This is a genomic window from Marinobacter sp. SBS5 (assembly GCF_048285575.1).
Lineage (GTDB): Bacteria > Pseudomonadota > Gammaproteobacteria > Pseudomonadales > Oleiphilaceae > Marinobacter.
In genome coordinates this window covers 164,519-188,662 of the sequence record NZ_JBLWAZ010000001.1, presented here as the reverse complement: position 1 = coordinate 188,662, position 24,144 = coordinate 164,519, and the positions used below count along the sequence as shown (strand labels likewise).

Genomic DNA, 24,144 nt, shown 5'->3' with positions numbered 1-24,144 from the left:
AAACAGATATGAAAGAGCAAGAAGGCAGACGGATGCCCGCCATCGGAGAAAAAGACTTAGTGGAGCTTGTTCGCGGAGCGGTCCTGCACTAACACCCAAGGTGCGACCACGACAGCCCACAGTTCGCTGTTTTTCTCGTACCAGGCGCGGGCAAGATCTGGCGACACATCCCCAACCGAACCACTCGCCAGCCACTGTTCGAACTGCGCTTTATTATCGGCCGTAAGCTGCGCAGCAACTTCAAGAAGGTCCAGATTTGGCTCTACGCGCACAACGTGGCCCCGAGCATAATAAGTCTGCAATTCATGCCAATGAATGCGGGAGGTTTCCAGGTTGAGCTTGGCTTTCAGTTCGTCCGGAGATGACATGCAATCCTCAATAAATCTTGCGCTTGTTTCAAAGCCGACAGCCTATCTCAAATCGCCTTTCTTCGCACCTGGGTCGACCGTCAGAGCTGGGCTCAATTCAGGCGCTTTCTTGAAACATCCGGCGTATCTCATCGGCTAGCGTCATAGGATCGAAAGGTTTGGGGATAACACCTAATGCACCAAGCGATAGATATTCATCAATTTCCGAGCGCTGAATCCGAGCGGTCATAAAAATGACCGGAGTGCTTTGAGTCGCTTCAAGCTTGCGCAATTCCTGCAAGGTTTCGGGGCCGTCCATTTCCGGCATCATGACATCCAAAAGAATCAAATCCGGCTGAAAGTTCGGAGCGACTTCAATGGCCTCTGCTCCTGAACTGCAGAGCGCGGCGGAAAAACCTCCGACGTCCTGCAAAGCCAACTCCGCGATGGCGCGAATGTCGGCATCGTCTTCCACGTATAAAACTTTGTTCAATTTCGTCCCCTCATACGACATCACTCGGCGCCTCCTTAGCATACTCACTTGCGTCCAAACCGAGCTGGCGCAACAAGCGCTGGCACTCGTTCTCGTCTTGGCGGTTTTCAGCGATCAACGCCGCAGCTCGCATAATAATCGGTCCTTCCCGGTGATTGTCTAGCGACAAGAAATGTACAGCGCCTATTAATTCCCTCAAACCTAACGGGAACTTCCAGTGAACTTTCAGCCGATTGCCGTACTCCTCAGACCATCGGGCCACACATTGTTCAATCTCGGCTTGAGCCAATGTTCCGCCCGCAGCATCAAACTGATTCAGCACTTTGAGCACCGCCATTTCGCCCAGACGACTCAAGAGCCCGGCACTCCGATACATGGTGGATGTTTTTCCCAATCGGATCGCAATCTGGTTTGCATCCCGAGCGACCCGAAGCGAAACCTCCTGATAACGGTCGGCGAACGATTTCAGTTCCGGGCGGGTCAGTTTGGCCGACACATCCAACGACAGAGCCAATGCCTGGCTCAGGGCCATGGAAACGCCAATACTCCCGATAGCGGCCCTCAGCGACTCCACCGGTTCACCGGTGCGCCGGAACGAATTGCTGTTTGCCACGTCAAGAATGCGGGCCGTCAAACCGATTTGTTCACGCCAGCGCTCGGCCAATTCCGAGGCTGACAAGGTATCGGCTCGCCCGATCAACTCAAGAATGTCGGTCGGGTCCAGATCGGTCGGCAACTGAACCACCGCATTCGAAGACTTGGCCATAAACTCGTGCACGGAAGCGTTTTCAACGCTGAGAGCCGGGATAAGATCCATCAGACGACGATGCAGGAGTTCTACATCCAGCGGCTTGGTGATGTACCCGCTGATGCCATAATGGGCGGCTTTAATAACAGACTCGCGATCCGACCGCCCCGAAACGATGACCACAGGCACCACCGAATCGGTTCGCCTTATCTGCTTCACCAGCTCCAAGCCCGACCCGTCTGGCAACTCCCAGTCCACCAGATACAATTCATGCGGGCTTTCTGCCAAATACCTTTTTGCTTCCGTCAATGAACGTGCCAACGTGACTTGCACGCCATTGAATCCCGCCACAATCGTTTCAATCAACTCACCGACTAACTCGTCGTCTTCCAGTACCAAGGCCTTCAATGGTCCATTCCTCAATCATCCTGATATCCGTCTTGGCGTTTATACACGGTCACACCATTACGCCCTGCCTGCTTTCGTTCGTAGAGTGCCTGGTCTGCTGCCTCAATGGCCTCACTGGCTAATGGGTAATCATTAATGGCGGCAACGCCCGCACTCATCGTCACATGAAAGCTGTCGTCGCCCGAGGTGAATACCAGCTCGGAGAATCTGATCCGGATGTCGTCTATCAACTCCGCGGCTTGCTCGGCCGAGCAGTCGGACAACACCACCAAAAACTCTTCGCCTCCATAACGCCCGATGGTATCGGACTCTCTGAGGCGATTACGCAATAGGTGCGCAAGCGTTCGAATGACGATATCCCCCTGTCCATGACCCCAGGTATCGTTCACCCTCTTGAAGTGATCCAGATCCAACATCACTACGCAGGATAAATGACCGGCGCGACGGCAACGGGCTAGCTCCCGCTCTACTTCCTGCTTGATCAATGAGTGTTTGAGCAAGCCCGTCAGGCTGTCGCGGTTCATCAAATCGGACAACTGGCGAGCTCGGTAGCAACGAATGCGAACAGAGCGAATCAAATACTCGTCGGTGACCGGCTTTACCAGAAACTCGTCGGCTCCTTTAGCCAGAGCGTCGAGCTGGGTTTCCGGGTTGTCTTCTGACGACAAATACACAATGGGCAAGCCCAACCAACGCGGCTCATAACGTATCATTCGAGCCAAGGTGACCCCCGAATGGGCGCGCAATTGCACGTCCATCAAAACGATGTCTGGTTCGAACGCTGACAAGGCAGACATCATCTTCGTCGGGTCAGAGACCAGCTTGGTTTTCATGCCAGCGTTGCTCAACACCAGACAATAACGTTCACCCAGCTCCTTATCATCATCAACGATCAGCACGCGGCCCTGAGGACGGGCTCCACGCTCCAATGCAAGCGATTCAATTCGTTCCGCCAGCGCAGGCATATCCAGAGGTTCACTGAAATACGCCGTCGCACCCTGTTCCGCAACTTGATAAAGGCTCTCAAACGTATTTTGACGACCGATACCAACCACCGGAAAACGGCGATGATCGTTTTTTTCCAGGTGTGCTTCGCGAAAGCTGAGTACATCACGCAGGTCGGAGTCCTGACACAAAAGAATGGTCGCACCCACACGCTGCTTCAGGTCTGCTACAGCAGCGTGTGGATCGCTCAAGGACACCAAGTCACCGGCAAACCCGTAACCCTGCAAATCGGCCATCAGGCCCGACAGATAGCCCGCATCATGCGCAAGAGCCATCACCTGAACTTGCATGCCGTGAGCGCCTTCATAAGCATCTATCGGCTGATGGGGCTTCGCATCAACAAGCTGTGCCTTCGATTGATCCGTACCTTTTTGAACCAGTACCGCCAGCTTGTGAATAGCCGTGGCGACATCGACCGATAAGGCAACACCGACCGCCTGACTCTTCTCTCGCCGGGCCGTTGTCTCAACAATAGGTTTGAGCTGATTTTCGATCGTGCGTGCCGCTGCACCAAGCTCCGGAAGCCCGAACGTCCCCGCAGACCCCGCCATTCGATGCAGCAACTGGTAGCATTCCACCAAATCTGCACGGCTCACTTGTTGTTGCTCAATCTGCCGGGCAAAATTGCCCAATATTTCTACATCGCCTTGAGCTCTTTCAACAAACCGATCTTGCAGCAGTTTCAAGCGTTTCTGAAGTTGATCATTGGCTGCGGTGGTCAAAGCATCCCCTCACCAGTTCATTCAGCAGAAGAATTCCACTATCCTCACTTATGTAAGCATGTTTTCATCATTACGACCACAACGATAAGAGTCTTCCTTGAAAACACTCAACCTTGGCACCCGAGTTGTCCTGATTACCAGCCTGAGCATCATTTTCAGCGTATGCCTGATTTTGTTTATTGCTTACGGCCGATTACTCCACGATTTCGAAGAGGTCTTGACAGAAAGACAAGCACTTCAAGCCAACTCGATCGCTAGCCGGGTTAATGAAGAACTGTCCATTCGGCTGAGTTCTCTAGGCGCCTTCGCCAGCACCTTAACCGATGGTCAAAATCTGCTGCCAATGGCACAACTCCAGTTTTCGATGGGGCGACAGCCAGGATTGGAACGATTGTTTCAGGGCGATTTGCTCATTTTCGATAGTTACGGCGTGGCGATTGCTGAAAACCGCTTCGTACCTAACCGAATAGGAACGTCGTATGCGGACCGCCCTCACTTCAAACGCGCCATGGCTATCGATGAACCCTTGGTCAGCCGTCCAATCATTGGCCGGAGGACCGGATTACCGCTGCTCTCCTTCCTGGCCCCAATACGGAGCGACGATGGCGATTTATTAGGCCTTGCAGGCGGCACGATCAACCTGACTCAACGAGGCATTCTTCCTGACGACCTGGATCCCGAAACCGGCACCCTCCTGAAAGTACTGGATACCGGGCACTTTATTCAGGTAGATGCGCTACAACCGGGAGCCCCAGCACCCGACCTACCACCGCCGGGAGAAGATATCCTTGTTGATGCAGCTTTATCCGGAGTGCACACCGGGGTGGTTACCGATCGATCCGGCAAACGATGGGTGTACGCAACCCAACACCTTGACCGACTTGGCTGGCTCTTTCTCAGCGCAGCCCCTTATGCTAAAGCTACTCAACCCGCTCAAGCCTGGTTTCAGAATTTCCTTTGGGCCAGCGTTGCGGTCATGGTGCCACTGCTGTTTTTCTCTTATCTCCTGACCCGAGCCGCAACCCATAGCCTCAGCAGTATGTCCGAGAAAATTCACGAAATGACCACCGGCAACGCATTAAACCGGCGGTTGAGCGTAACCGGCACAACCGAAACCCGGAACCTGGCCCGAGCGTTCAACGCCATGATGAACGAGCGGGAAAACCTGGATACACTCAAGAGCCAGTTCGTCTCCAACGTCAGTCATGAGCTTCGCACCCCACTGACATCTATCAACGGCTCCTTGAAACTACTGAACTCCGGAGCTACTGGGCAGCTTCCGGACAAGGCCACTTACTTAATCAAAGTGGCCCTGCGCAATGGTGAGCACTTACAAGCACTGATCACCGACCTGTTAGACTTTGACAAAGCGATATCGGGCAAACTGAGCATCAACACCACGACAACCCAGATAGGTGATGCCATCCAAAAAGCCTGCGAAGGCAATCAAACCATGGCAACGCAGTACGGCGTTCATCTGGCACACGAACACACTGAGCACTTGACCGCGTGTGCCGATCCAGAGCGATTAAGACAAATCCTCAATAACTTCATCAGTAACGCCATCAAGTATTCGCCACGGGACGGGCTGATCGTCGTGAAGGCCGAAGCTAACCCGACAGGTCATGTCCGCATTACCGTTAGCGACCAAGGCGAAGGCGTACCCGAACACTTTGTACCGAATTTGTTCCAGAGATTCGCACAGGCAGAGATCGGATCGTCTCGGGCCAAATCAGGCACCGGACTGGGGCTGGCTATCTGCAAAGAGCTGGCCGAACTCATGCAAGGTGACGTGGGCTACTTTTACGATAACGGTACCCACTTCTGGCTTGATCTACCCAAAAACAACTCGCCCGAAAGGAAGCCCTCATGAAAGCGCCTGACTACCCTTCGAATGAGGCCAGCAGGCTCGCCGCTCTCCGCACAACCCAATTGCTCGACACCCCGCCGGAGGAGCGCTTTGATCGGATTACCCGCCTCGCCGCCCGGCTTTTCGAGGTACCGATTTGTTTAGTATCACTGGTCGATTCAGACCGTCAGTGGTTTAAATCCTGTTACGGCCTTGACGCGAAGGAAACTGGGCGGGACATCTCGTTCTGCGGGCACGCCATCCTCGACCGCAACGTTTTCATTGTGGAGAACGCTCTCGAGGATGAGCGATTCGCCGACAACCCATTGGTTACAGGCCCTCCCGACATTCGCTTTTACGCAGGGGCGCCCTTGGCTGACCTTGAAGGTTACCGCTTGGGGACCTTGTGCCTGATCGATAACTCGCCAAGGAGTTTTTCCGAAAAGGATCAGCAAGAATTGCGAGACTTCGCGGATATCGTGGAACGGGAATTCCGATATCAGGAGCTGAACAGCTACTACACAGAACGTACTCGGGCCCTTAATATTCTCAATGACATCGCGCTAGATACGAGTGGTACTACTGGCGAACGAATCGAACGCGCATTGGCTATCGCCTGCCAGTACCTGAATATCGATACCGCCATCGTCAGCAAAATCGAAGGTGAAGCTTACACCATACTCTGGCATCACGAGCGGCAAGCACCTTCGTTGCAGAATGGACTGACTCTGCCTCTTGCCCAGACCTACTGCGCCATTTTGATGAATCAGCCCGACGTGCTGGCGATCGATCACATGGCGGCTTCGCTCTATCGCGACTTGCCTTGTTACGAGCTTTTCGGGCTGGAAAGCTATTTGGCTGGCCCCATATGGGTTAATGGCGAGGCCGTTGGCACGCTGAATTTTTCATCCTCCTCACCACGGCTGCCGGGATTCACCGAGACGGAAAAAACCTTCGTCAGCCTGCTCGCCCGCTGGGTCGCAGATCTTATACAGCAACAAGACCAAGCCGCAACTCTCGATAAACTGGTCTCGAATGCCCCTGGCATGCTCTACCAGTATCGGCTGTGGCCCGATGGCCACAGCAGTTTCCCCTACACCAGCGAAGGCATTCAGAATATCTTCAGCCTGGCTGCCGACGACGTTCTCGAAGATGCGACTCCGGCGTTTGACCGCATACACCCGGACGATCTGCCTCGAGTAGCCGAATCCATCAAACAATCCGCTGAGGCTCTCGAGCCTTGGGAGACGCAATACCGCATTCTGTCCCCGGAAGGCCACTGGCGCTGGATAGAGGGTAAAGCCAATCCTGAGAAGCTGCCTGAAGGCAGCATCTTGTGGCACGGCTATATCGTCGATATCGATGAGCGGCGGAAGAACGAAGAAATGAAGAACCAGTTCGTCTCAACCGTCAGTCATGAGCTGCGAACACCATTGACCTCGATTGCCGGATCTTTAGGGCTGATTATTGGGGGGGCGACAGGCCAGCTTTCAGAGAAAACACAGCAGATGTTGCAAATCGCGCATCGCAATACCGACCAACTCCGTACGCTGATCGATGATCTTCTCGACATCGAAAAGCTGATCAGCGGAAACATGATGATGGCCTTGGAACAGAGTTCCATCGCTGAGGTCGTCTCAACCGCTGTCGAACACATACAGTCTTATGCCAATCAGAAGCACATCCAATTGCGACAACTGGAAAAGTCCCCGGGCCTTAAAGCCCATATTGATCCACAACGGCTTCAACAGGCGGTCACTAATCTGCTCTCCAATGCGGTGAAGTTTTCACCTGCTCACGAGGATGTCACGATCGAAATCCGCAAAGTTGGCGATCAGGCGGTGGTCGAGGTTTCAGACAAGGGCACCGGGGTTCCCGAGAGCTTTCGAGATCGCATTTTCGAGAAGTTTGCTCAAGCAGACGGCTCGTCAGCCCGCGCAAAGGAAGGTACAGGGCTCGGCCTTGCGATCACCAAACAGCTTATGCAAGCCATGGGTGGAGATGTCGGCTACGAATCGGAGGAAGGGGCCGGAGCCACGTTCTGGCTTTCAGTGCCCATTCAGGGCCCGGCCGAGAAGAAGTAACCGAAGCAGGCGAGTTACCTGCTTCGGTTCAATCTCATGCAGATTTCAGCATTTCTCGCACCACATAGTGCAGGATGCCTCCGTGCATGAAGTAGACCGCCTCATTAGCCGTGTCGATCCGTGACTTCAAGTCACAGGTTTTGGTAGAGCCATCCGCGTACTTCACGGTCATTTTCAGGGTCTCACCCGGCTTGATGTCACCCGACAGCCCTTCGATGCTGATGGTCTCTTCCCCAGTCAGTTTCAAGGATTGTCGGTTTTCACCATCCGGGAACTGCAGGGGCATCACCCCCATACCGATCAGGTTAGAACGGTGAATCCGCTCGTAGGATTCTGCCACTACAGCCCGCACGCCCAGTAGCCGAGTGCCTTTAGCGGCCCAGTCCCGGCTTGAACCGGTGCCGTATTCCTTACCGGCAATGACCACCAGAGGCGTTCCCTTCTCCTGATACTTCATGGCGGCATCGTAAATCGGCATTTGCTCGCCGGTGGGTACGAATTTCGTGAAACCTCCTTCAACACCGTCCAGCATCTCGTTTCGGATGCGCACGTTGGCAAAGGTGCCCCGCATCATCACCTCGTGGTTGCCTCGACGGGAACCGTAAGAGTTAAAGTTCTTCGGTTCAACGCCCCTCGCCTGCAGGTACTTCCCGGCAGGACTATCCGGGCTGAAGGAGCCAGCGGGGGAGATGTGGTCAGTCGTCACCGAATCACCCAACAAAGCCAGAATATGCGCATCCCGGATATCTTCCACTGGGTCCGGCTCAGGGCCCATGCCTTCAAAGAACGGCGGGTGCTGGATGTAGGTGGAATCGTCGGACCAATTATAGACCTTGGTGTTCGGCACATCGATCGCCTGCCAGGTGGCATCGCCATCGAATACGGCTGCGTATTCACTGCGGAACATACTGGTTTTCACCTTTTCCACAGCGTCGGCAACTTCCTGCTGGCTGGGCCATAGGTCTTTCAGATAGACCGGGTTGCCATCCTTGTCGTTACCCAGCGGATCTTCGTGCAAGTTCAACCGGACGTTACCGGCCAGGGCATAGGCCACCACCAACGGGGGTGACGCCAACCAGTTGGTTTTCACCAGCGGATGAATACGCCCTTCAAAGTTACGGTTACCCGATAGCACCGATGCCACGGTGATATCGCCATCTGCGATGGCTTTTTCGACTTCATCCGGTAGGGGGCCGGAGTTACCGATACAGGTTGTGCAGCCGTAACCCACCAGGTCAAAGCCCAACGTGTTCAGGTCTTCCTGGAAGCCACCGGCATTCAGATATTCCGTCACCACCTTGGAACCGGGTGCTAAAGAGGTTTTCACCCAAGGCTTGGTTTTCAGACCTTTTTCCACCGCTTTTCGTGCGACCAAACCGGCAGCCATCATCACACTAGGATTGGACGTGTTGGTACAGGAGGTGATGGCCGCAATGACCACCGCGCCCGGGTCCAAACGGGTTTCCTCACCGTTCACGGTTATCGACCGGCTGCAGTGGTGGTGGTAGCTTTTATCAACGCCTACCGCGGTTTGCCCACCCTCGGACTCCAGCTCGGCATCACGCTTATCAGCCGTATTAGGGCCACCCTCGTTGGTTGCCATCAGCAGCTCAAAGGCGGCCTTCATGTTTTTCAGAGCGACCCGGTCCTGAGGCCGCTTCGGCCCGGCCATACTGGCTTCAACATCATCCATGTTGAGTTCCAATGTGGCAGTGTATACCGGCTCATGGCCGGGCTCACGCCATAGACCTTGCGCTTTGGCGTAGGCTTCAACCAGTGCGATCTGCTCGTCGTCACGGCCAGTCAGGCGTAAATACTTCAGGGTTTGGTCGTCCACCGGGAAGAAACCGCAGGTAGCACCGTACTCCGGTGCCATGTTAGCAATCGTGGCACGGTCAGCTACTGGCATGTCTTTCAAGCCATCGCCGTAGAACTCCACAAACTTACCGACCACACCTTTTTTACGCAGCATTTCGACCACGGTCAGCACCAAGTCGGTGGCGGTGATGCCTTCACGCAATTTACCGGTCATTTTGAAGCCGACCACTTCCGGAATCAGCATCGACACCGGCTGCCCAAGCATCGCGGCTTCGGCTTCAATGCCACCTACGCCCCAGCCCAAAATGCCCAGGCCGTTAATCATGGTGGTGTGGGAGTCGGTCCCCACCAGCGTGTCTGGATAGGCGATGGTTTTATCACCTTCCTGCTTTTGCCAAACGGTCTTACCGAGGTATTCCAGGTTCACCTGGTGACAGATGCCGGTTCCCGGCGGAACCACACGGAAGTTATCAAAGGCTTGCTGACCCCAGCGCAGAAATTCATAGCGCTCTTGGTTTCGCCTCATCTCGATTTCAACGTTCTTTCCAAACGACGAAGACGAGCCGAAGCTATCCACCATCACCGAGTGGTCAATCACCAGATCCACTGGCGACAACGGGTTGATCAGGGCCGGGTCGCCCCCGGCCTTTTTGACCGCTTCGCGCATCGCGGCGAGATCTACAACACCGGGCACCCCAGTAAAGTCTTGCATCAACACCCTGGCCGGGCGGAACTGGATTTCAGTGTCGGATTTTCGATCTTTCAGCCACTGCACCATGGCGTCGATATGGGAACGGTCGACAGTCACGCCATCTTCGTTGCGCAGCAGGTTCTCCATTAAAACCTTTAAAGAGAAGGGCAAACGCTGCAGATCGCCCAAAGATTCTTCGGCCTTTTTCAGACTGTAATAGTGAAATGTCTTGCCACCGGCATCGAGGGTGGAGAGAGTACTCAGACTGTTGGAACTTGACGATCGATTCGACATGCGTTGCCTCCTCTAATTACGCTCTCGGTTTTGTCCTTATACTTAACTATCGCACCGAAAACGCAGACTTCAACCATTGGTCGGTAAATACTCATGCACACGACTAAAATAGCGACACAACTATTATCACCCTATTGTTAACATCAAAAGCTTTGGTGAATACTGCTAGACGTTAGCAAAAGCTGACGAACACCTAGAAAACGGTAAACACCTTGCGTCCGAAAGATCCGAACAACCTCCCCGGCCTATCCAGCAAAGATTCGCTGATGCTGTTACGCTCAACAGCCGAGCTTTCTTTTAACTCCATCGTGATCACCAACCGGCAACACGACATTGTGTACGCTAACCCAGCCTTCTGCCGGATGACGGGTTACTCGCTAGATGAACTCTACGGCCAAAACCCCAGAATTCTGCAAGGCCCTCTGACCGACCCTCTGGTCATCGAGAAATTGCGACGCGGGCTGACAGAACGAGGCTTCTTCGCAGGCTCTACGATCAATTACCGAAAGAACGGCAAGCCGTACCTGTTGGAGTGGACGATCACGGAAATTACCGACGATGCCGGTGAGCCTCGTTTTTTCCTGTCCGTCCAGAAAGACATCACGCAACTGGACGCCGAGCGGTCCACAGGCAGTTTGTTCGCCAAAGCCATTGACGCGGCCTACGACGGCATTTTCATCACCGATTCAGAAGGCGTGATCGAGTTTGCCAATCAGGGCTTTGAAATCATTACCGGGTACACGCCAGCCGAAGTCATCGGCCAGACACCCGCGGTGCTGAAATCAGGCAAACACGACAAAGCTTTCTACAAGCGGCTCTGGCACCACCTCAATGAAGGGCTCCCGTTTCGGGCCATGGTGATCAACAAGCACAAAAATGGGCGAGAAATACACTGCCAACAAACCATTACAGCTGTGAAGGGAGCCAACGGCGCCATCACCCATTACGTAAGCATAATTAAAGACATGACAGAGCGAGTCTTTGATGAGCTCAAGCTTCAGGAGCAGGCTTCGCACGATGCCATGACGGGCCTGTTAAACCGCCGGCGCGGAGAGTGTGAACTGGACGTTTTGCTGACTCAATCCGATGAACGCAGCTCAACGTTCTGCATTCTGATGGCAGACATTGATAACTTCAAAGTAGTGAACGACACCTATGGCCACCCACGCGGCGATGAAATCATCAAAGTCGTCGCTGATGTTCTTGTTGAACACACCCGTAAATCCGACAAGTGTGTACGCTGGGGCGGAGAGGAGTTTATCGTGCTATTGCCTTTCTGCGACCTGGATAGGGCAACCGAGATTGCCGAAAACATCCGGGCTGATCTCGCCGCCATGACGTTTGATGACATTGGCGGTATCACTCTGTCACTGGGTGTCACCGAATCTACGACGGGTGATGCACCAAGCCAGATCCTGGATCGGGTTGATCAACTGCTTTACCAATCCAAACGCAACGGCAAGAACCGTGTCACCAACGAGAAAGCCGCGTAGCGATAATGCTGTTTAGGCCTCGAGCCAGTGTCTGATATGAGAACAGAGCTGATGCGAGGTTTTGGCACATCTGTCATTATTGCCTCTGATTTCTGACGGATCAGGACGTTTGCCTTGAAACACGATTGTCATTACCACCCGGGTGACCCCGCAAAATGGCACTGCAGTGAGTGCCAAATGCACTATTGCAACCGGTGTATGCCAGACGCGGATACCCGCCAGCGGCAAGCACTCTGCCCGAAGTGCAGCAAAGGGATGCGCTACCTGGGTGCCGCCACGGAAGTGGTGCCCTTCTGGCAACGGATCGGCGCGTTCTTCCGGTACCCGTTCCATACCGACCCACTGATCGTTATTGCCATCTGCACACTGGTGCCGATTATCGCTCCCGCCAACCTTATCGGACTGCTCATTTGGGTGGTCTTAGCGCTGGCACTGTTCAAATACACTTACGCGGTCATCAATCGCACCGCCGAGGGGCACCTTAAACCGCCCCCTGTGTCAGAAGCTTTTTCCGGTAGCGGCTTCAATATCGTGATATTGCAGCTTCTGGTATTCGTCTTGATGGGTGCTTTGGTGACGGCCGCCGCTATGCTCGGCGGCTCCATCTTGATGATGTTGGCCATCGCGTTTGTGGTGCTCGGTTTACCCGCCAGCATCATGGTGCTGGCGATGGAGCGCTCTGTTGGCGCCGCGGTGAACCCGCTGAATCTCGCGGTACTTATCTCCCGGATTGGCACGCCCTATTTCTTACTGTACGGCTATTTAATTCTGCTGACACTGGCTTCGGGCGCGGCCCAAGACTTCGCCGTTACCCATTTCCCATTGTGGGTAGCGCAGCCATTGGCAGGCTTTCTGAACAGTACCTTTACCCTGATTCTGTTCCACATGCTGGGCTACCTGTTGTTCCAGTATCAGGAGGAGCTGGGCTTTGCTGCGGACCTTCAAGATGAAGAGGAACTGGCGAGCCATCAGCATCGAGACCGCTCCAGCCGGCTGGATGCGGATCTGGACATGAACCTGAAAGACGGCAATTACGACCGCGCTCAGGCGATCCTCAAAGAAGCTCTCAAGAAAGAGCGGGACGATCCTCGCAGGCTGGGTCAGCTTTACCAGCTACTCACCGCTCGCAACGATGTGTCAGAGCTTTACCGGTATCATCCGCGAATAATGACCTGGCTGGCAGACCGTAACGACGGTGACGGCCTGAACGGGCTGATCAAAACCCTGCAAACGCTGGAACCCAACTTTCAGGTGGACGACGCAGACCTTGCTTTGGCCTGCGCCAAGGCCTTGTATCACCGGCAGCACTTCAAGCCCGCGCTGCGTCTGCTGCAAGACTTCCACAAGCGGTTTCCGGACAGCGAACAATTGGCCCCGGCCTATCTGCTGGCAGCACAAGTACTAGCGAACGGCCTGCAGCAGTGGGAAAAGGCGAGCGCGTTTCTCAGCTACGTGCAGAAGCGTTGCAGCGGCCATCCTGCCCACAAACACATTGATGTCTGGTTAGAGCAGGCACAAAACCGGGAGCCGCTAAAAGGCCCCAAAGCAAGTTTTCAGATCGCTGAATAACCCTGCAGAAGAAGGGCCTGACGCTCAGTTCAGGCCCTGAAGCAGTTGCCGGTAGTGTCGGGCTTTCGGTTCCATCTGCAACTTATCAAACTCGCTGACCAACAGCTGACAGGCTTCATACACCATTTCAGGCTCTGCGCGCGTGCGCATCCGTTCAAACGCCTTCTCGGCGACCTTCAAGTCATTGTTCTTCAAGCTGGCAAACAACACTCGGTTGTGATCTTCTCCTGCCAACGAGTGGTGTGCTTCGCCCTTACTGAGGTACTCCTGCCATACAGCAACCAACTGCTCCGGCTGACGTCGGGCTAACGCATCCGACATGAGTTCGGTGGTCAGGTCCCGATAGGCCGGAAGGTCCGGCCGGAGTTTGGCGATTTGATACAGGTGTTCCAACAGGATAGAACGCTCGGGGTAATGCTCTCTAAGTGCCTCAAACTGGCGCCTTGCCAAGGCAAACTCCATGCGCCCAAGACTGGCCATCGCTTGAGCATAGCCGCTCGTAAAACGGGCATCCTGCTCATCGGGCTCTGGCTCATAAAACTCTTCTTTCACTTGCAGCCAGCTCTTCCCGAGCAACCACACCAGACCTGCACCGGCGACTAGCCCGCCCGCGTGGGCCATGTAAGCCACGCCGGTGGCGCCGGCAAACCAGTAATCGTAAATTTCCTTGCCGAGCCACACCGGCAGCACGGCAATGGCCGGCGCCCGGAAGTAGTTAAAGTACACCCCCAGAAAATAGAAAAAACGGATTTTCTGCAGGCCGTAAATGGCCACGTACATTCCCATCAACCCGGAAATGGAGCCCGATGCGCCGACCAGAGGAATCTGGCTGCCAGAGGAAAACGCGGTAAACACCAAGCCCGACAGTGCACCACACACCAGGTAAGCCACCAAAAACCGGCCCGGCCCCAAGGCTCTCTCTACCGTGAAACCCAGCAAAAACAGGAACAACAAGTTACCAATTATGTGGCCCCAGCCGCCGTGCAGAAACTGATAACTGATAAGGGTATAAAGCGAAAGTTCAGCCGGCACCAAGCCAAGCTGAAACGCACTCATCTGACTGATCCAGCGGTCTTCTATCGCAGCCCGCTCCTCAACCCATTGCCGGCGTTCTGCGGGAGCCCAGATGATGTCGGTGTTGTCTTGCAGGTACTGGTAATACTCCCGGTCCATCAGCAGGGTAACGGCTTGCCAGAGCTCATTGTCCTGCTCCCGCAGTTGTTGAAACTCCTGCAAGTCCAGAACGCTTTGCTGATCGCCCTCGAAGCGGATTTCCCGTTGCAGATAATCCTCATAAGCCGGCGCTTCCAGTTTCAGCAATCCGCTATCGATGTACTGTTCAAGCGCAGATTCCAGTTTCTGGTCATCACCGCCCTGATAGAACAGGAACACCAGCAAACACGCCATGATCAGGCTCAACGTTACCCACGGTGGGCGCTTCCAGTTAACGGTGTTCTCGGCAGGGATAATCAACATAGGCGGTCACTATTCATCACAATCGGTCCTTGATAGGCTGCTTTTTTACCACAGCGGTGCCTTATTTTCGCGGTGTAATGTCATCAGGCAGTCATACAAGCACTCTTCAATGGGTAACCGTATTCGCGGATCTTGTATCGACTATTCGCCAATTGCTGTTATTGCTCTATAACTAAATAGTACCTGAGCGATAACAAAAAGAACCTGACTTTGATTGCAAGGATACTGCAGATGACGACTCTCGTTTTAGACAACCCTGAAATGCTGGCCAAAGCCGCGCTGCTTTCCGGATTTAACGTAGCTCAGCAACGTCAGGAGGCAGGTCGCCCTCACCGCACTCGCTTTCACTACGGTTTTAACAAGCACACACTGGATGCGACCGATACTGAGATTCTCAAACAGCATGCGGCCTATCTAAAACGCAATCCCGGCACGCGGGTGAAAATCCACGGGCACTCAGACAACTTCGGGCCGGGCGACTATAACCAGTTTTTAGCCCGCCTGAGAGCCCATGCTGTGGTGAAGCTGCTGACGGAAGAAGGCGTTTCTCCCTCAGCGATGATCATGTCGACGTGGGGTGCAGAACGCCCTCTGGCTCGGCCGGAAGACCACGCGGCCAACCGCCGGGTTGAGCTGGAATACCTTTCAATGGACATCGCTCAAGCCCTTTAACAGCCGCCAATACGAAAACGGGGCCACTCAGGCCCCGTTTTGTTCATTCCCGGTGTTAACCGTAAACCTTGCCAACATTCCACAGCAGCAAAATCGCCGCCACCAGAATCGACAACCAAGTCAGTACCATGCCCACTAACCGAGCCATGTGGGTTTTTCCCTTGCCCTTTATCATGCCGAAGGCGTGCAGGATTCGACCGACCACCAACGCCATCCCGGTCCAGTAGATCCAGGTTGACGACACACCGTTCAATTCAGCAATGGCCAACATGATCAAGCCAATCGGAGCGTACTCCACCAAATTCGCGTGGGCCCGAACCGTTGCTTGGAAGGCGGGGTCGTCGTTGACCCCCATGCCGATTTGATACTTGAGCCGGAACCTAACCGCCATGACAGACAGAACCAACAACAAAATGCCTATGACCGCAGCAAAGACAGCCGTAACGGGTATGATCATGTCAGCCCTGCTTTATCTTGTTAACGATGGCTAAAAGCAGTACCGCGCCTGCAGTCGCTGTCACCAGCTCTCCAACCATGCTTTTCACGGCTAGCCCGAGCAGGCCGAAGACAACCCCACCAATGACGGAGCCGACAATACCGATACCAATATTGACCAGTACGCCAAAACCTTTGCCTTTCATAATCAGGCCGGCTAACCAGCCAGCTAGACCACCAATAATCAGAAACCAGATCAGACTCATCTATCGGTTCTCCTAAGCTCATTCATTCAACGATATGCGCAAAGACTGCCCTGTTTCTCTGAGCTGTTCAAGCAGCTCCTGCAGTTCCCGAAAGCTCTTCAATAGCCTCGGCCATCTGCTTGTGACAGCGTTCCATCAAGTCCGTGACATCGGCGTTGGTTAAACCTGCGGTTTCAATCGGAGGAAGAATTCGAACCGGCACCGGAGCCCTGCGGCCAAACAAGCCCTCGGTTTTGCCATGGTAGTTGGCTACGCACACCATCGTAATAGGGGCACCCGCGGCAATCGCCATGTGAAAGGCGCCTTTTTTGAAGCGACCAAGACCACGGCCCCGACTGCGAGTGCCTTCCGCAAACACCCAGATACTTTTACGGTCTTTATTAATGGCGTCGCTGGTGGCTTTCATGATCGCCACAGCTTTATGGGACTGGCTCCGGTTGAGGATAATGTTGTCACCCAACCAAAACACCTGACCAAAGAACGGAATCCAAAGCAGCGCAGACTTACCCACCGCGACCGTACTCGGAGGTAGCAGGTCACCAACAATCATCAAATCGTCGTTCTCCTGATGATTGGCCACTATCACGGTTGGCCTGTCTTTCGGCATATTCTCGGCGCCATACAAAGGGCGCTCCATACCCAGCACCCGCCGACAAAAACGAGCAATGAATCCCGCTAACAAGCGATTGTTGTCCGGGTTGAAAGGCCTCGCCAGATACAGCACCAATGACAACAGACAGATAACAGCAACCGACAACCAAGCCACTAATTTTCGTACGACACCCATACCGCGCTTCCGGATCTCAAAAATTTTGGCGTACAAGTGTACGCCAATTTATAAAATCGCAACAGCACTGTTTGACCCCGTTTGAGACACAGGCCGCGCCTTTACAACATAGCGCAAGGGCCCTCTCGCATCAAAAGAGTCAAATGGGTAACAGGTAATCAACAGCACAGAGTCTTGGGCAAGTTGGAGGGTGTCTATAGCCTCTGTGCGACTGTCTACAATGCTTACATCGGTGACCTCATAATGCCGCCACTGCTGGCTCCGGTCCTGTACACGGATTTGAGTACCGGTCTGCACATTTTTTAGATGACGAAAATGGGTATCGCGGTGACCAGCCAGAATCAGCGGCCCACGCTCGCCGCCAAGCACCCGCCCCGGGCCAAAGGCCAGGCTTTCGCCGTGGCCGCCCTCCAGCACAATCATGGAAACACCCAGCTCCGGCAGATCCAGCTTTGCCACTGGCCAAGTATCCGCCCAAGACCACGGTCGCTGCTCTGTATGTTGGGCCTGGCTTTTAACCCACGCTCTTTCCAGCAGCTCTTGAGCCAGCAGCGCTTTGAACGGTATCCACAGCCCGAACATCAGCATTACCAGCGAGGCACTGGTTACAAGCATAAAAGGCCGGATCATGCTGCAGTCCTCCGGCTCAATAGCGCCATAGCCAGAGCAAACATCAACCCAACTAAACCCAACGCGGTGAGCAACGGCCAGAACGTGGCGGTCTGCGGATAGCGCAGCATGCCGGCCCCACTACCCGCGGGCAACAGGGTGGGCAATTGCTCACTTTCAAGTTTTTCAGTCACCGGCCGGGCAGGTTTTTCTTCTACCGCAACAAAGCTGGTCAACGGAGACATCACATTGTGTGTCATCGACAATTTGATAATGCTGGACTCGTCTGGCGACTCACCACTCAGGCTGGCCGCATCCATCAGCTCACCAATCCGCCCTCTGGCCCAGTGCCGGTTCAAGCCCGTCGCCTGCGCGGCGTGTTCCAGATTTAGCCGAGTGCTCCAGCGGCGACCTCCGGGGAGTTTGCCAGACACTTCCAACTCGCCAGCAGCGGGTATTCCTTGAACCGTCTGCACCAAAGGTCGGCCCCGGAACAAATCGCCGGGCTTGGCCGGCACAGGCTCATAAGATTGCCCCTGAGACGGCCAGCGTACTTCAATATCGGTGAGCACCGGCGCGTCCATAGCGGAGAACAGCGTCTTCAAGGCCTGATTCACCTCACCGCTGTTGTGGATGGCTGTGTACTCACCTCGGCCCCAGCGAGCCGCTTCTCGTAAAAAATGCATGTTCGGCGCCGAACCAATGCCCACGGTAAACAAGCGGCGATCTCTCAGACCACGGCGAATCGTTTCAAACAGCGCCGTTTCATTGCCCACGGCGCCATCGGTGATGAACACCATCTGCTGCACCAAAGCATCAACCGGTACCTGATCCATACTCATGGCCAACGACAAAGCCCCAGCCATCTCTGTACCACCGTCAGCCTGCAGGTTGTGAACATAGTGGCGGGCACGGGCCAGGTAATGCCGCTCCGCCGGCACCGGCTGGGCAAACAGCGCATGGGCTTGGCTGTTGAACTGAATGACATTGAAGTAGTCGCCCGGGCGCAGGGTATCAAGACCACGCAACAAGGCCGCGCGGGCCTGAACCATGGATTCACCGGCCATGGACCCCGAGGTATCAATCACAAACTGCAGCTCACGGCGCAATACCGGGCCTGTTGTTTCCGGGGGCAAGACCATCGCCATCAGAAAGTCCTGCCCCTGCCATTGCTGATGAAACACCGCGGCGGTCGGCTCCCGGCCCGCCGCTGGGCGCCAACGCACGATCACATCCCGATCCATCAAAATTCGATCGCCTTCGGGCTTAACAAGCACCCGGCTGCCGTCGATGTCTGCATGCAGGCTATGGCTCGGGCTGGTAACTTCCGCCAGCGGAAAACCGCTTTCGATATCCAGTTCAATAGTGGCCCGGTGGCTTTGGCGATCTACGTCTCCCGGGCGCACGGTGAAGGGGCTGATTTCATGGGCATCGGGTACTTGTTCGGTAGGCATAGCCCAACCTGCCTGCCAATCTTTTGGTGTCTCAACGGCTGGCTCACCCGGGATGTAGCGAGGCGTTAACGTGGTTGGCAGGCGCAATTCGAAATCTCCCTGACGGTAGCTGACCGGTTGCTGATACTGAATTTCCACCCGAATGGTTTCGCCCGGTGGAATGTTGGCGATCTTGCTGGTGAACAAATTAGGGCGCTGTTGCTCAACGGTCGCGGCATGCTGGCCTGAAGACTTGGCCTTTTCGTAGGTTTGCCGGGCTTTTTCCTTCGGTTCGAGGCGCCCCACCACCCGGCGTTCACCGACGGTCATGACCAAGCCGTATACCGTGGCCTTTTCAGGCAGCGGGAAGACAAAAAGGCCTTCTTGCCAACGGTCGCTGGTGTTCTTGAATTCCCGAGTCAGCCGGGTCTGGGCGAACAGGCCCGACACCTGAACGTTAAAATCACTGTTCAGTATCAGCGCCGGTTGTTGCCAGGCGCTTTGATCGTTCGTCAGATAAAGTTGCCCAGCCCCTTTCCCATCTTCCTGACTGGCTTCGGCATACAACGGGTGCACAAACAGCATCATCAATATAGCCAGCCACAGGCTGATGCCTTCGGCGATACGCAGTCTTTTCTGGGCTCCCAGTTTCAGCTTTAACGGGCGTGTGGCACACAGGTCGGCTCTTGCGGCCGGATTGGCAAACAGCGGTAGCAACATCATCACGTCATCCTTTTTGTGGCAGTGAGTGATGCCATTGCAACAGCCCGACACGGCTTCACCGTGGCAAAAGCGGGCAAACTGACGGAAAACTATGATGAATTGTGGCAATCCAGCTGCTCTTGCTTGAACCGGCTCTTGAGCATGGTTTAATGGAGCGACATACCGCTGAACGACTGGCTATGAAAAAACACATTGCGCTGATTGAAGACGAAGCAGGCATTCGCGACAACTACCGGGCGGCTTTTGAACGCCGGGGTTATCGGGTGTCCACTTATGGCGACCGGCCTTCGGCCTGGCAGGTGCTGCGCCAGAGCCTGCCCGATCTTGCCATCATTGACGTTGGGCTGGGCGACGAACCGGAAGGCGGCTTTACCCTGTGTCAGGCGCTGCGTGCCCAGTCAGCGACCCTGCCCATTATTTTCCTGACAGCCAGAGACAGCGACATCGACACCGTTCACGGACTGCGCCTTGGAGCCGATGATTACGTCACCAAAGACATGAGCCTGGACCACCTGCTGGCCCGGATCACCGCTCTGCTTCGCCGTGCCGAGGCGTGGGCGGAAGCCCTGCAAAAACCCGACGAAGTGGTGCAACGAGGGCGCATGGCGATGAACGTGGACCGTATGACGGTGAGCTGGGATCAACAGCCGGTCGATCTCACGGTGACAGAGTTCTGGATGCTGCATTCGCTGGTACAACACCCCGGCCACGTTCGAAGCCGCGAACAACTGATGGAAGCGGCCAGCACCGTGCTCGATGACAACACCGTGACCTCGCACATCAAACGCATCCGCCGAAAATTTATGCAACTCGATGGCAGCTTTGACGGCATTCAAACAGCCTACGGTATGGGGTACCGGTGGAACGCCCGTGAGGTCTAACCTGTGAGCCTCAAGCGCCAGCTATTTTTGGCCAGCGTGCTGATGTTGCTGATCCCCTGGGCCGGCCTGAAGTTTGTGCTGGAACTGGATAACGCGCTGCGGGCTCAAGCGCTGCAACAGCTGGAAGAGAAAGGCGCTCGCTTGGCCGAACTGGCCGGGGATTTAATGCTGGGCGTGCCGGTGGTGGATGGCGCTGAAGCCCTCTATGCAGCACCCACAACGCAATCACCGAAAGTGGATGGTTTCACCACCACCTGGCCCGATTTCAGGGATCACGAAGATCAGTTGCCGTGGCAATCCCGCCCCGGGCAAGACAACCTGAGGTGGCTGGCGACCAGCAACGATCGCCACCTGTATTTGCTGGTACAGAACCGGGATCAGGGCCTTCAACCCTACAACCCCAGCCAGCCGGAACACCCTCATGATCGCTTCAAATTGGTGCTCCAACCACCCGCTAGCCAGCTCGAATCCGGCCTGCCACGGACATGGCTCATCAGAACCACAGCCCCCGGGGCGAATGTCCCTGCCCTGGTTGATGGTGACCCCAACAAACCTGACCGCCGGCTCGACGTGGCTTGGGAAGATCTGGGCTCTCGCTGGCAGTTAGAACTGCGCATGCCTAAACCCGCACCGGGCAGTCGGCTGGGTTTTCAGGCGTTACAAACCGGTGAGCAGCCAGTTACTCAGGGCACGCCCATCACGCCCCCACCCATTCTGGTGCAGCGCAACACCGGCCTTGAGCGGGCTCTGGAGCGCCAGCTCAGTGATGGCCAACAAGTGACCGTGTTGGAACCGGCCGGCTGGGTAGTCGCCCAAAGCCAAGCGGAAAGCCCGAACTCAACAACCGATTTCGACGAGCTGTCCGCCAGCCAGATCCTTGAACAAATTACCCTTAACGCCTTGCGCAGTTTGGTCAGACTGTATCAGCCTCAGCCCAAAGTGCTGACGGAGGCACATCATCAGCTCCACACCGGCGGTTTGCCGGAACACCACTTGGTTCAGCAAGGCGGCGAGGTCTGGCTGGCAACGGAACACTCATTCTTCGGTGGCCGCTCGCTGCTTCTGAAACAGTCTATGGACCAGCTGCTCAGTGTATCGGGGTCTGCCTTGGGCAGCGTATTGGCCCGTAGCCTGCTGATCATTCTGGCACTGACTCTGGCCCTACTCGGTTATGCCAGCTGGCTGTCCTGGCGTATCGCCCGCCTGCAGCGGTTGGTCAGCGCCAGCGTTGACGACGATGGCCGCATACTCGACACCATTCCGCCAGCCCGTTCGCGAGACGAATTGGGGCAGCTGCAACAACATTTCGGGCAGATGGTGTCGCGCTTGCAGAGCTACAACCACTATCTGGAAAGCTTCTCTCGCAAGCTATCCCATGAACTGAAAACACCGGTGGCCGTGGTTCGATCATCGCTGGAGAATCTGGCGCACAGCCACTCCGAGGTGGAGCGTCAACAGTATCTGGAGCGAGCCTCGTCCGCGGCCGAGCGCCTCAGGCGCATCCTGCACAGCATGAGTGAAGCGGCCCGGCTGGAGCAGAGCTTTGATCAGGCCGACAAGGAGCACTTCGATCTCGCCGAGGTCGTTAGTCAGGCCAGTGCGGCTTACCAACAGCTGGACCCACACCACCAGTATCACTGCTATTTACCCGACACCGCCTGCCCGCTGCTCGGATCCCCGGAAATGCTGGTGCAAATGCTCGACAAACTGGTTGATAACGCACAGGACTTCACACCTGAAGGCGGCGCTATTGAAATGCGTTTGGAGCTCGACCCGGAGCACTACACCATCGAAGTATTTAACGAAGGTTCAAGCCTGCCGGTGAACCCGGGCGTGGACATTTTCGGGGCGTTTGTTTCCCAACGGGAAGGCAAAGCCGAGGGCCATCTAGGCCAGGGACTGCTCATAGTTCGTTTAATTGCAGAGTTCCATAGTGGCCGAATTGACGCCCAAAACCAGTACCTTAATGGCATTGACGGCGTAGCCTTCCGCGCTATCATCCCGAGACTTCCCAACGAACCAAGGACTGCCCCGTGACAGCCAAGCCCGTTGCTTTGGATTTTCATCCCCTGCGTGCTGACCTCTATCAAGAGCTGCATTCACGGCCATTTCAGGTGTTGCCGCCCCGAGCCCGAGTCAGCCACATTGCGGTCGTGACCACACCAGAGCAGCGCAAGAGCCAGTTCAAACACCTGCAAAGCCTGCACCGAATGCTGGGAGAACCTTGGCCGGAAGAAGAAGTGACCTGCTACGAGCAGACCTTTGATCAGCTTCGCGTTCGCCGGGAAGTGCATCTGGAATTTACCGCTTACACCTTTACCAACCTGGCCCCGTCAGACGCAGAGCCCTTCGAGGAAACCGGCATCAGCGCTCTACCTCGCGACTGGCTGGAAAAGCTTGAAGGCACCGTGGTGGCGGCCTTTCATATTGATGTGAGCCCCTCATCGGAACACGCCCGCAACGAACCCGCTTTCATGCGCCGGCATTTTGAAGGCATGCGGCTGGTAGGCAGCAGCCCGCAGGAAGGCGCCGCACGAGTACTGGCCACCTTCCAGCTGCACAGCGACAACTTCGGCCGTTTTATGGTGATCAACGACAGTATGTCGGACAGCCAATTAGGCCGTCTTGTGCAGCGCTTGATGGAAATCGAAACCTATCGATTGATGTCTTTGCTGGCCTTGCCAGTGGCCCGGGAAATCACCCCGGCTCTGAACGACATGGACCAACAACTGGCTACCATCACTCAGGCGCTGGCTGATAACGTCACGCTGGATGAGCAAACCATTTTGGCCAAGCTCACCCACATTGCCGCCAAGATCGAGGCCTTCCGTGCCCACTCCACCTTCCGTTTTTCCGCTACCAAGGCGTACCATCGGCTTGTGCTGACCCGACTGGAAGAACTGCGAGAAGATGAAGTGTCCGGCCACCTGACCATCACCGAGTTCATGACGCGGCGGTTAACCCCCGCGGTCAAAACCTGTGAATCGGTAAGCGTTCGGCTGGAAGACTTGTCGCGCCGGGTAGACCGGGCTTCCGACATGATGCGCACCCGAGTGGAACTGGCCATTCAAAGCCAGAATCAGGAACTGCTCAGTTCCATGGACCGTCGCTCACGCATTCAGCTGATGATGCAGCACACCGTAGAAGGCTTCTCGGTGGTCGCCATCTCCTATTACCTGATCGGGTTGCTCAGCTTGGGGCTGAACGCACTGTCAGAAGCCGGTTTTTCCGTCAACAAGCCGGTAGCGCTGGGCGTTGCCATTCCGGTGGTTCTGGCGTTCGTATTCGTTGCCATCCGGCTGATCCACCACCGGTTTATCCGCATGGCGAATCACCAATAG

General features: G+C 55.4%; 19 protein-coding genes. 8 read left to right on the top strand and 11 right to left on the bottom strand.

The features are described from left to right. Nucleotides 1-56: 56 nt before the first annotated feature. From ACNQ6O_RS00880 to ACNQ6O_RS00865, 4 genes are all read right to left on the bottom strand, one after another. Nucleotides 57-368, bottom strand: coding sequence for a DUF2288 domain-containing protein (locus tag ACNQ6O_RS00880; RefSeq protein WP_418051370.1), 312 nt, complete (start codon nucleotides 366-368; stop codon nucleotides 57-59). A gap of 97 nt (nucleotides 369-465) precedes the next feature. Beyond that, nucleotides 466-861: a response regulator gene (locus ACNQ6O_RS00875; RefSeq protein WP_418052248.1), complete on the bottom strand. Its 396-nt coding sequence runs from the start codon at nucleotides 859-861 to the stop codon at nucleotides 466-468. Further along, the gene (locus ACNQ6O_RS00870) at nucleotides 851-1,996 is read right to left on the bottom strand and encodes a response regulator (protein WP_418051369.1); all 1,146 of its coding nucleotides are present in this window, start codon (nucleotides 1,994-1,996) and stop codon (nucleotides 851-853) included. Before ACNQ6O_RS00870 ends, ACNQ6O_RS00875 begins: the two co-directional genes overlap by 11 nt. A gap of 11 nt (nucleotides 1,997-2,007) precedes the next feature. Further along, nucleotides 2,008-3,723, bottom strand: coding sequence for a diguanylate cyclase (locus ACNQ6O_RS00865; protein ID WP_418051368.1), 1,716 nt, complete (start codon nucleotides 3,721-3,723; stop codon nucleotides 2,008-2,010). Nucleotides 3,724-3,820: 97 nt separating this feature from the next. Between ACNQ6O_RS00865 and ACNQ6O_RS00860 the strand changes: the two genes are divergently transcribed. Both ACNQ6O_RS00860 and ACNQ6O_RS00855 read left to right on the top strand, forming a co-directional pair. Beyond that, nucleotides 3,821-5,596 carry an ATP-binding protein gene (locus ACNQ6O_RS00860; RefSeq protein ID WP_418051367.1) on the top strand — a complete coding sequence of 592 codons (1,776 nt, stop codon included), beginning with the start codon at nucleotides 3,821-3,823 and terminating at the stop codon, nucleotides 5,594-5,596. Next, nucleotides 5,593-7,656: a GAF domain-containing protein gene (locus ACNQ6O_RS00855; RefSeq protein WP_418051366.1), complete on the top strand. Its 2,064-nt coding sequence runs from the start codon at nucleotides 5,593-5,595 to the stop codon at nucleotides 7,654-7,656. Before ACNQ6O_RS00860 ends, ACNQ6O_RS00855 begins: the two co-directional genes overlap by 4 nt. A gap of 34 nt (nucleotides 7,657-7,690) precedes the next feature. Here the strand turns inward: ACNQ6O_RS00855 and acnA are convergent, their stop codons facing one another. Beyond that, the gene (gene acnA, locus ACNQ6O_RS00850; protein WP_418051365.1) at nucleotides 7,691-10,459 is read right to left on the bottom strand and encodes an aconitate hydratase AcnA; all 2,769 of its coding nucleotides are present in this window, start codon (nucleotides 10,457-10,459) and stop codon (nucleotides 7,691-7,693) included. A 212-nt stretch (nucleotides 10,460-10,671) separates the two neighbouring features. Here acnA and ACNQ6O_RS00845 point away from each other — a divergent pair, with 212 nt between their 5' ends. Next, complete coding sequence (locus ACNQ6O_RS00845) at nucleotides 10,672-11,952, top strand: diguanylate cyclase domain-containing protein (protein WP_418051364.1); 1,281 nt, start codon at nucleotides 10,672-10,674, stop codon at nucleotides 11,950-11,952. Nucleotides 11,953-12,066: 114 nt separating this feature from the next. After that, entirely contained in the window at nucleotides 12,067-13,521 is a 1,455-nt protein-coding gene (locus ACNQ6O_RS00840) for a hypothetical protein (protein WP_418051363.1), read from the top strand. A gap of 24 nt (nucleotides 13,522-13,545) precedes the next feature. On the opposite strand, the gene ACNQ6O_RS00835 is transcribed toward ACNQ6O_RS00840, so the two are convergent. Continuing rightward, nucleotides 13,546-14,997: a rhomboid family intramembrane serine protease gene (locus tag ACNQ6O_RS00835; protein WP_418051362.1), complete on the bottom strand. Its 1,452-nt coding sequence runs from the start codon at nucleotides 14,995-14,997 to the stop codon at nucleotides 13,546-13,548. A 231-nt stretch (nucleotides 14,998-15,228) separates the two neighbouring features. Between ACNQ6O_RS00835 and ACNQ6O_RS00830 the strand changes: the two genes are divergently transcribed. After that, nucleotides 15,229-15,669 (top strand): OmpA family protein, encoded by a 441-nt coding sequence (locus ACNQ6O_RS00830; protein WP_418051361.1) that lies wholly within the window; start codon nucleotides 15,229-15,231, stop codon nucleotides 15,667-15,669. 55 nt (nucleotides 15,670-15,724) lie between these two features. On the opposite strand, the gene ACNQ6O_RS00825 is transcribed toward ACNQ6O_RS00830, so the two are convergent. The 5 genes from ACNQ6O_RS00825 to ACNQ6O_RS00805 form a co-directional block, all read right to left on the bottom strand. Next, nucleotides 15,725-16,126 carry an MAPEG family protein gene (locus ACNQ6O_RS00825; protein WP_418051360.1) on the bottom strand — a complete coding sequence of 134 codons (402 nt, stop codon included), beginning with the start codon at nucleotides 16,124-16,126 and terminating at the stop codon, nucleotides 15,725-15,727. Nucleotide 16,127: 1 nt separating this feature from the next. Further along, nucleotides 16,128-16,370 carry a GlsB/YeaQ/YmgE family stress response membrane protein gene (locus ACNQ6O_RS00820; RefSeq protein WP_418051359.1) on the bottom strand — a complete coding sequence of 81 codons (243 nt, stop codon included), beginning with the start codon at nucleotides 16,368-16,370 and terminating at the stop codon, nucleotides 16,128-16,130. Nucleotides 16,371-16,437: 67 nt separating this feature from the next. Further along, nucleotides 16,438-17,157: a lysophospholipid acyltransferase family protein gene (locus tag ACNQ6O_RS00815; RefSeq protein WP_418051358.1), complete on the bottom strand. Its 720-nt coding sequence runs from the start codon at nucleotides 17,155-17,157 to the stop codon at nucleotides 16,438-16,440. Between the two features lie 48 nt (nucleotides 17,158-17,205). After that, a complete protein-coding gene (locus ACNQ6O_RS00810; RefSeq protein ID WP_418051357.1) occupies nucleotides 17,206-17,787 on the bottom strand; it encodes a class GN sortase in 582 nt (193 codons plus the stop codon). Continuing rightward, nucleotides 17,784-20,030: a marine proteobacterial sortase target protein gene (locus tag ACNQ6O_RS00805; RefSeq protein ID WP_418051356.1), complete on the bottom strand. Its 2,247-nt coding sequence runs from the start codon at nucleotides 20,028-20,030 to the stop codon at nucleotides 17,784-17,786. Before ACNQ6O_RS00805 ends, ACNQ6O_RS00810 begins: the two co-directional genes overlap by 4 nt. 71 nt (nucleotides 20,031-20,101) lie before the next feature. On the opposite strand from ACNQ6O_RS00805, the gene pdsR reads away from it, so the two are divergent. The 3 genes from pdsR to ACNQ6O_RS00790 are packed head-to-tail and all read left to right on the top strand — an operon-like array spanning nucleotide 20,102 to nucleotide 24,144. Next, a complete protein-coding gene (pdsR, locus tag ACNQ6O_RS00800; RefSeq protein WP_418052247.1) occupies nucleotides 20,102-20,803 on the top strand; it encodes a proteobacterial dedicated sortase system response regulator in 702 nt (233 codons plus the stop codon). A 3-nt stretch (nucleotides 20,804-20,806) separates the two neighbouring features. Next, on the top strand, nucleotides 20,807-22,840 hold the full coding sequence (locus tag ACNQ6O_RS00795; protein WP_418051355.1) for an ATP-binding protein: 2,034 nt from the start codon (nucleotides 20,807-20,809) through the stop codon (nucleotides 22,838-22,840). Next, on the top strand, nucleotides 22,837-24,144 hold the full coding sequence (locus ACNQ6O_RS00790; RefSeq protein ID WP_418051354.1) for a DUF3422 family protein: 1,308 nt from the start codon (nucleotides 22,837-22,839) through the stop codon (nucleotides 24,142-24,144). The genes ACNQ6O_RS00795 and ACNQ6O_RS00790 overlap by 4 nt, the downstream gene beginning before the upstream one ends.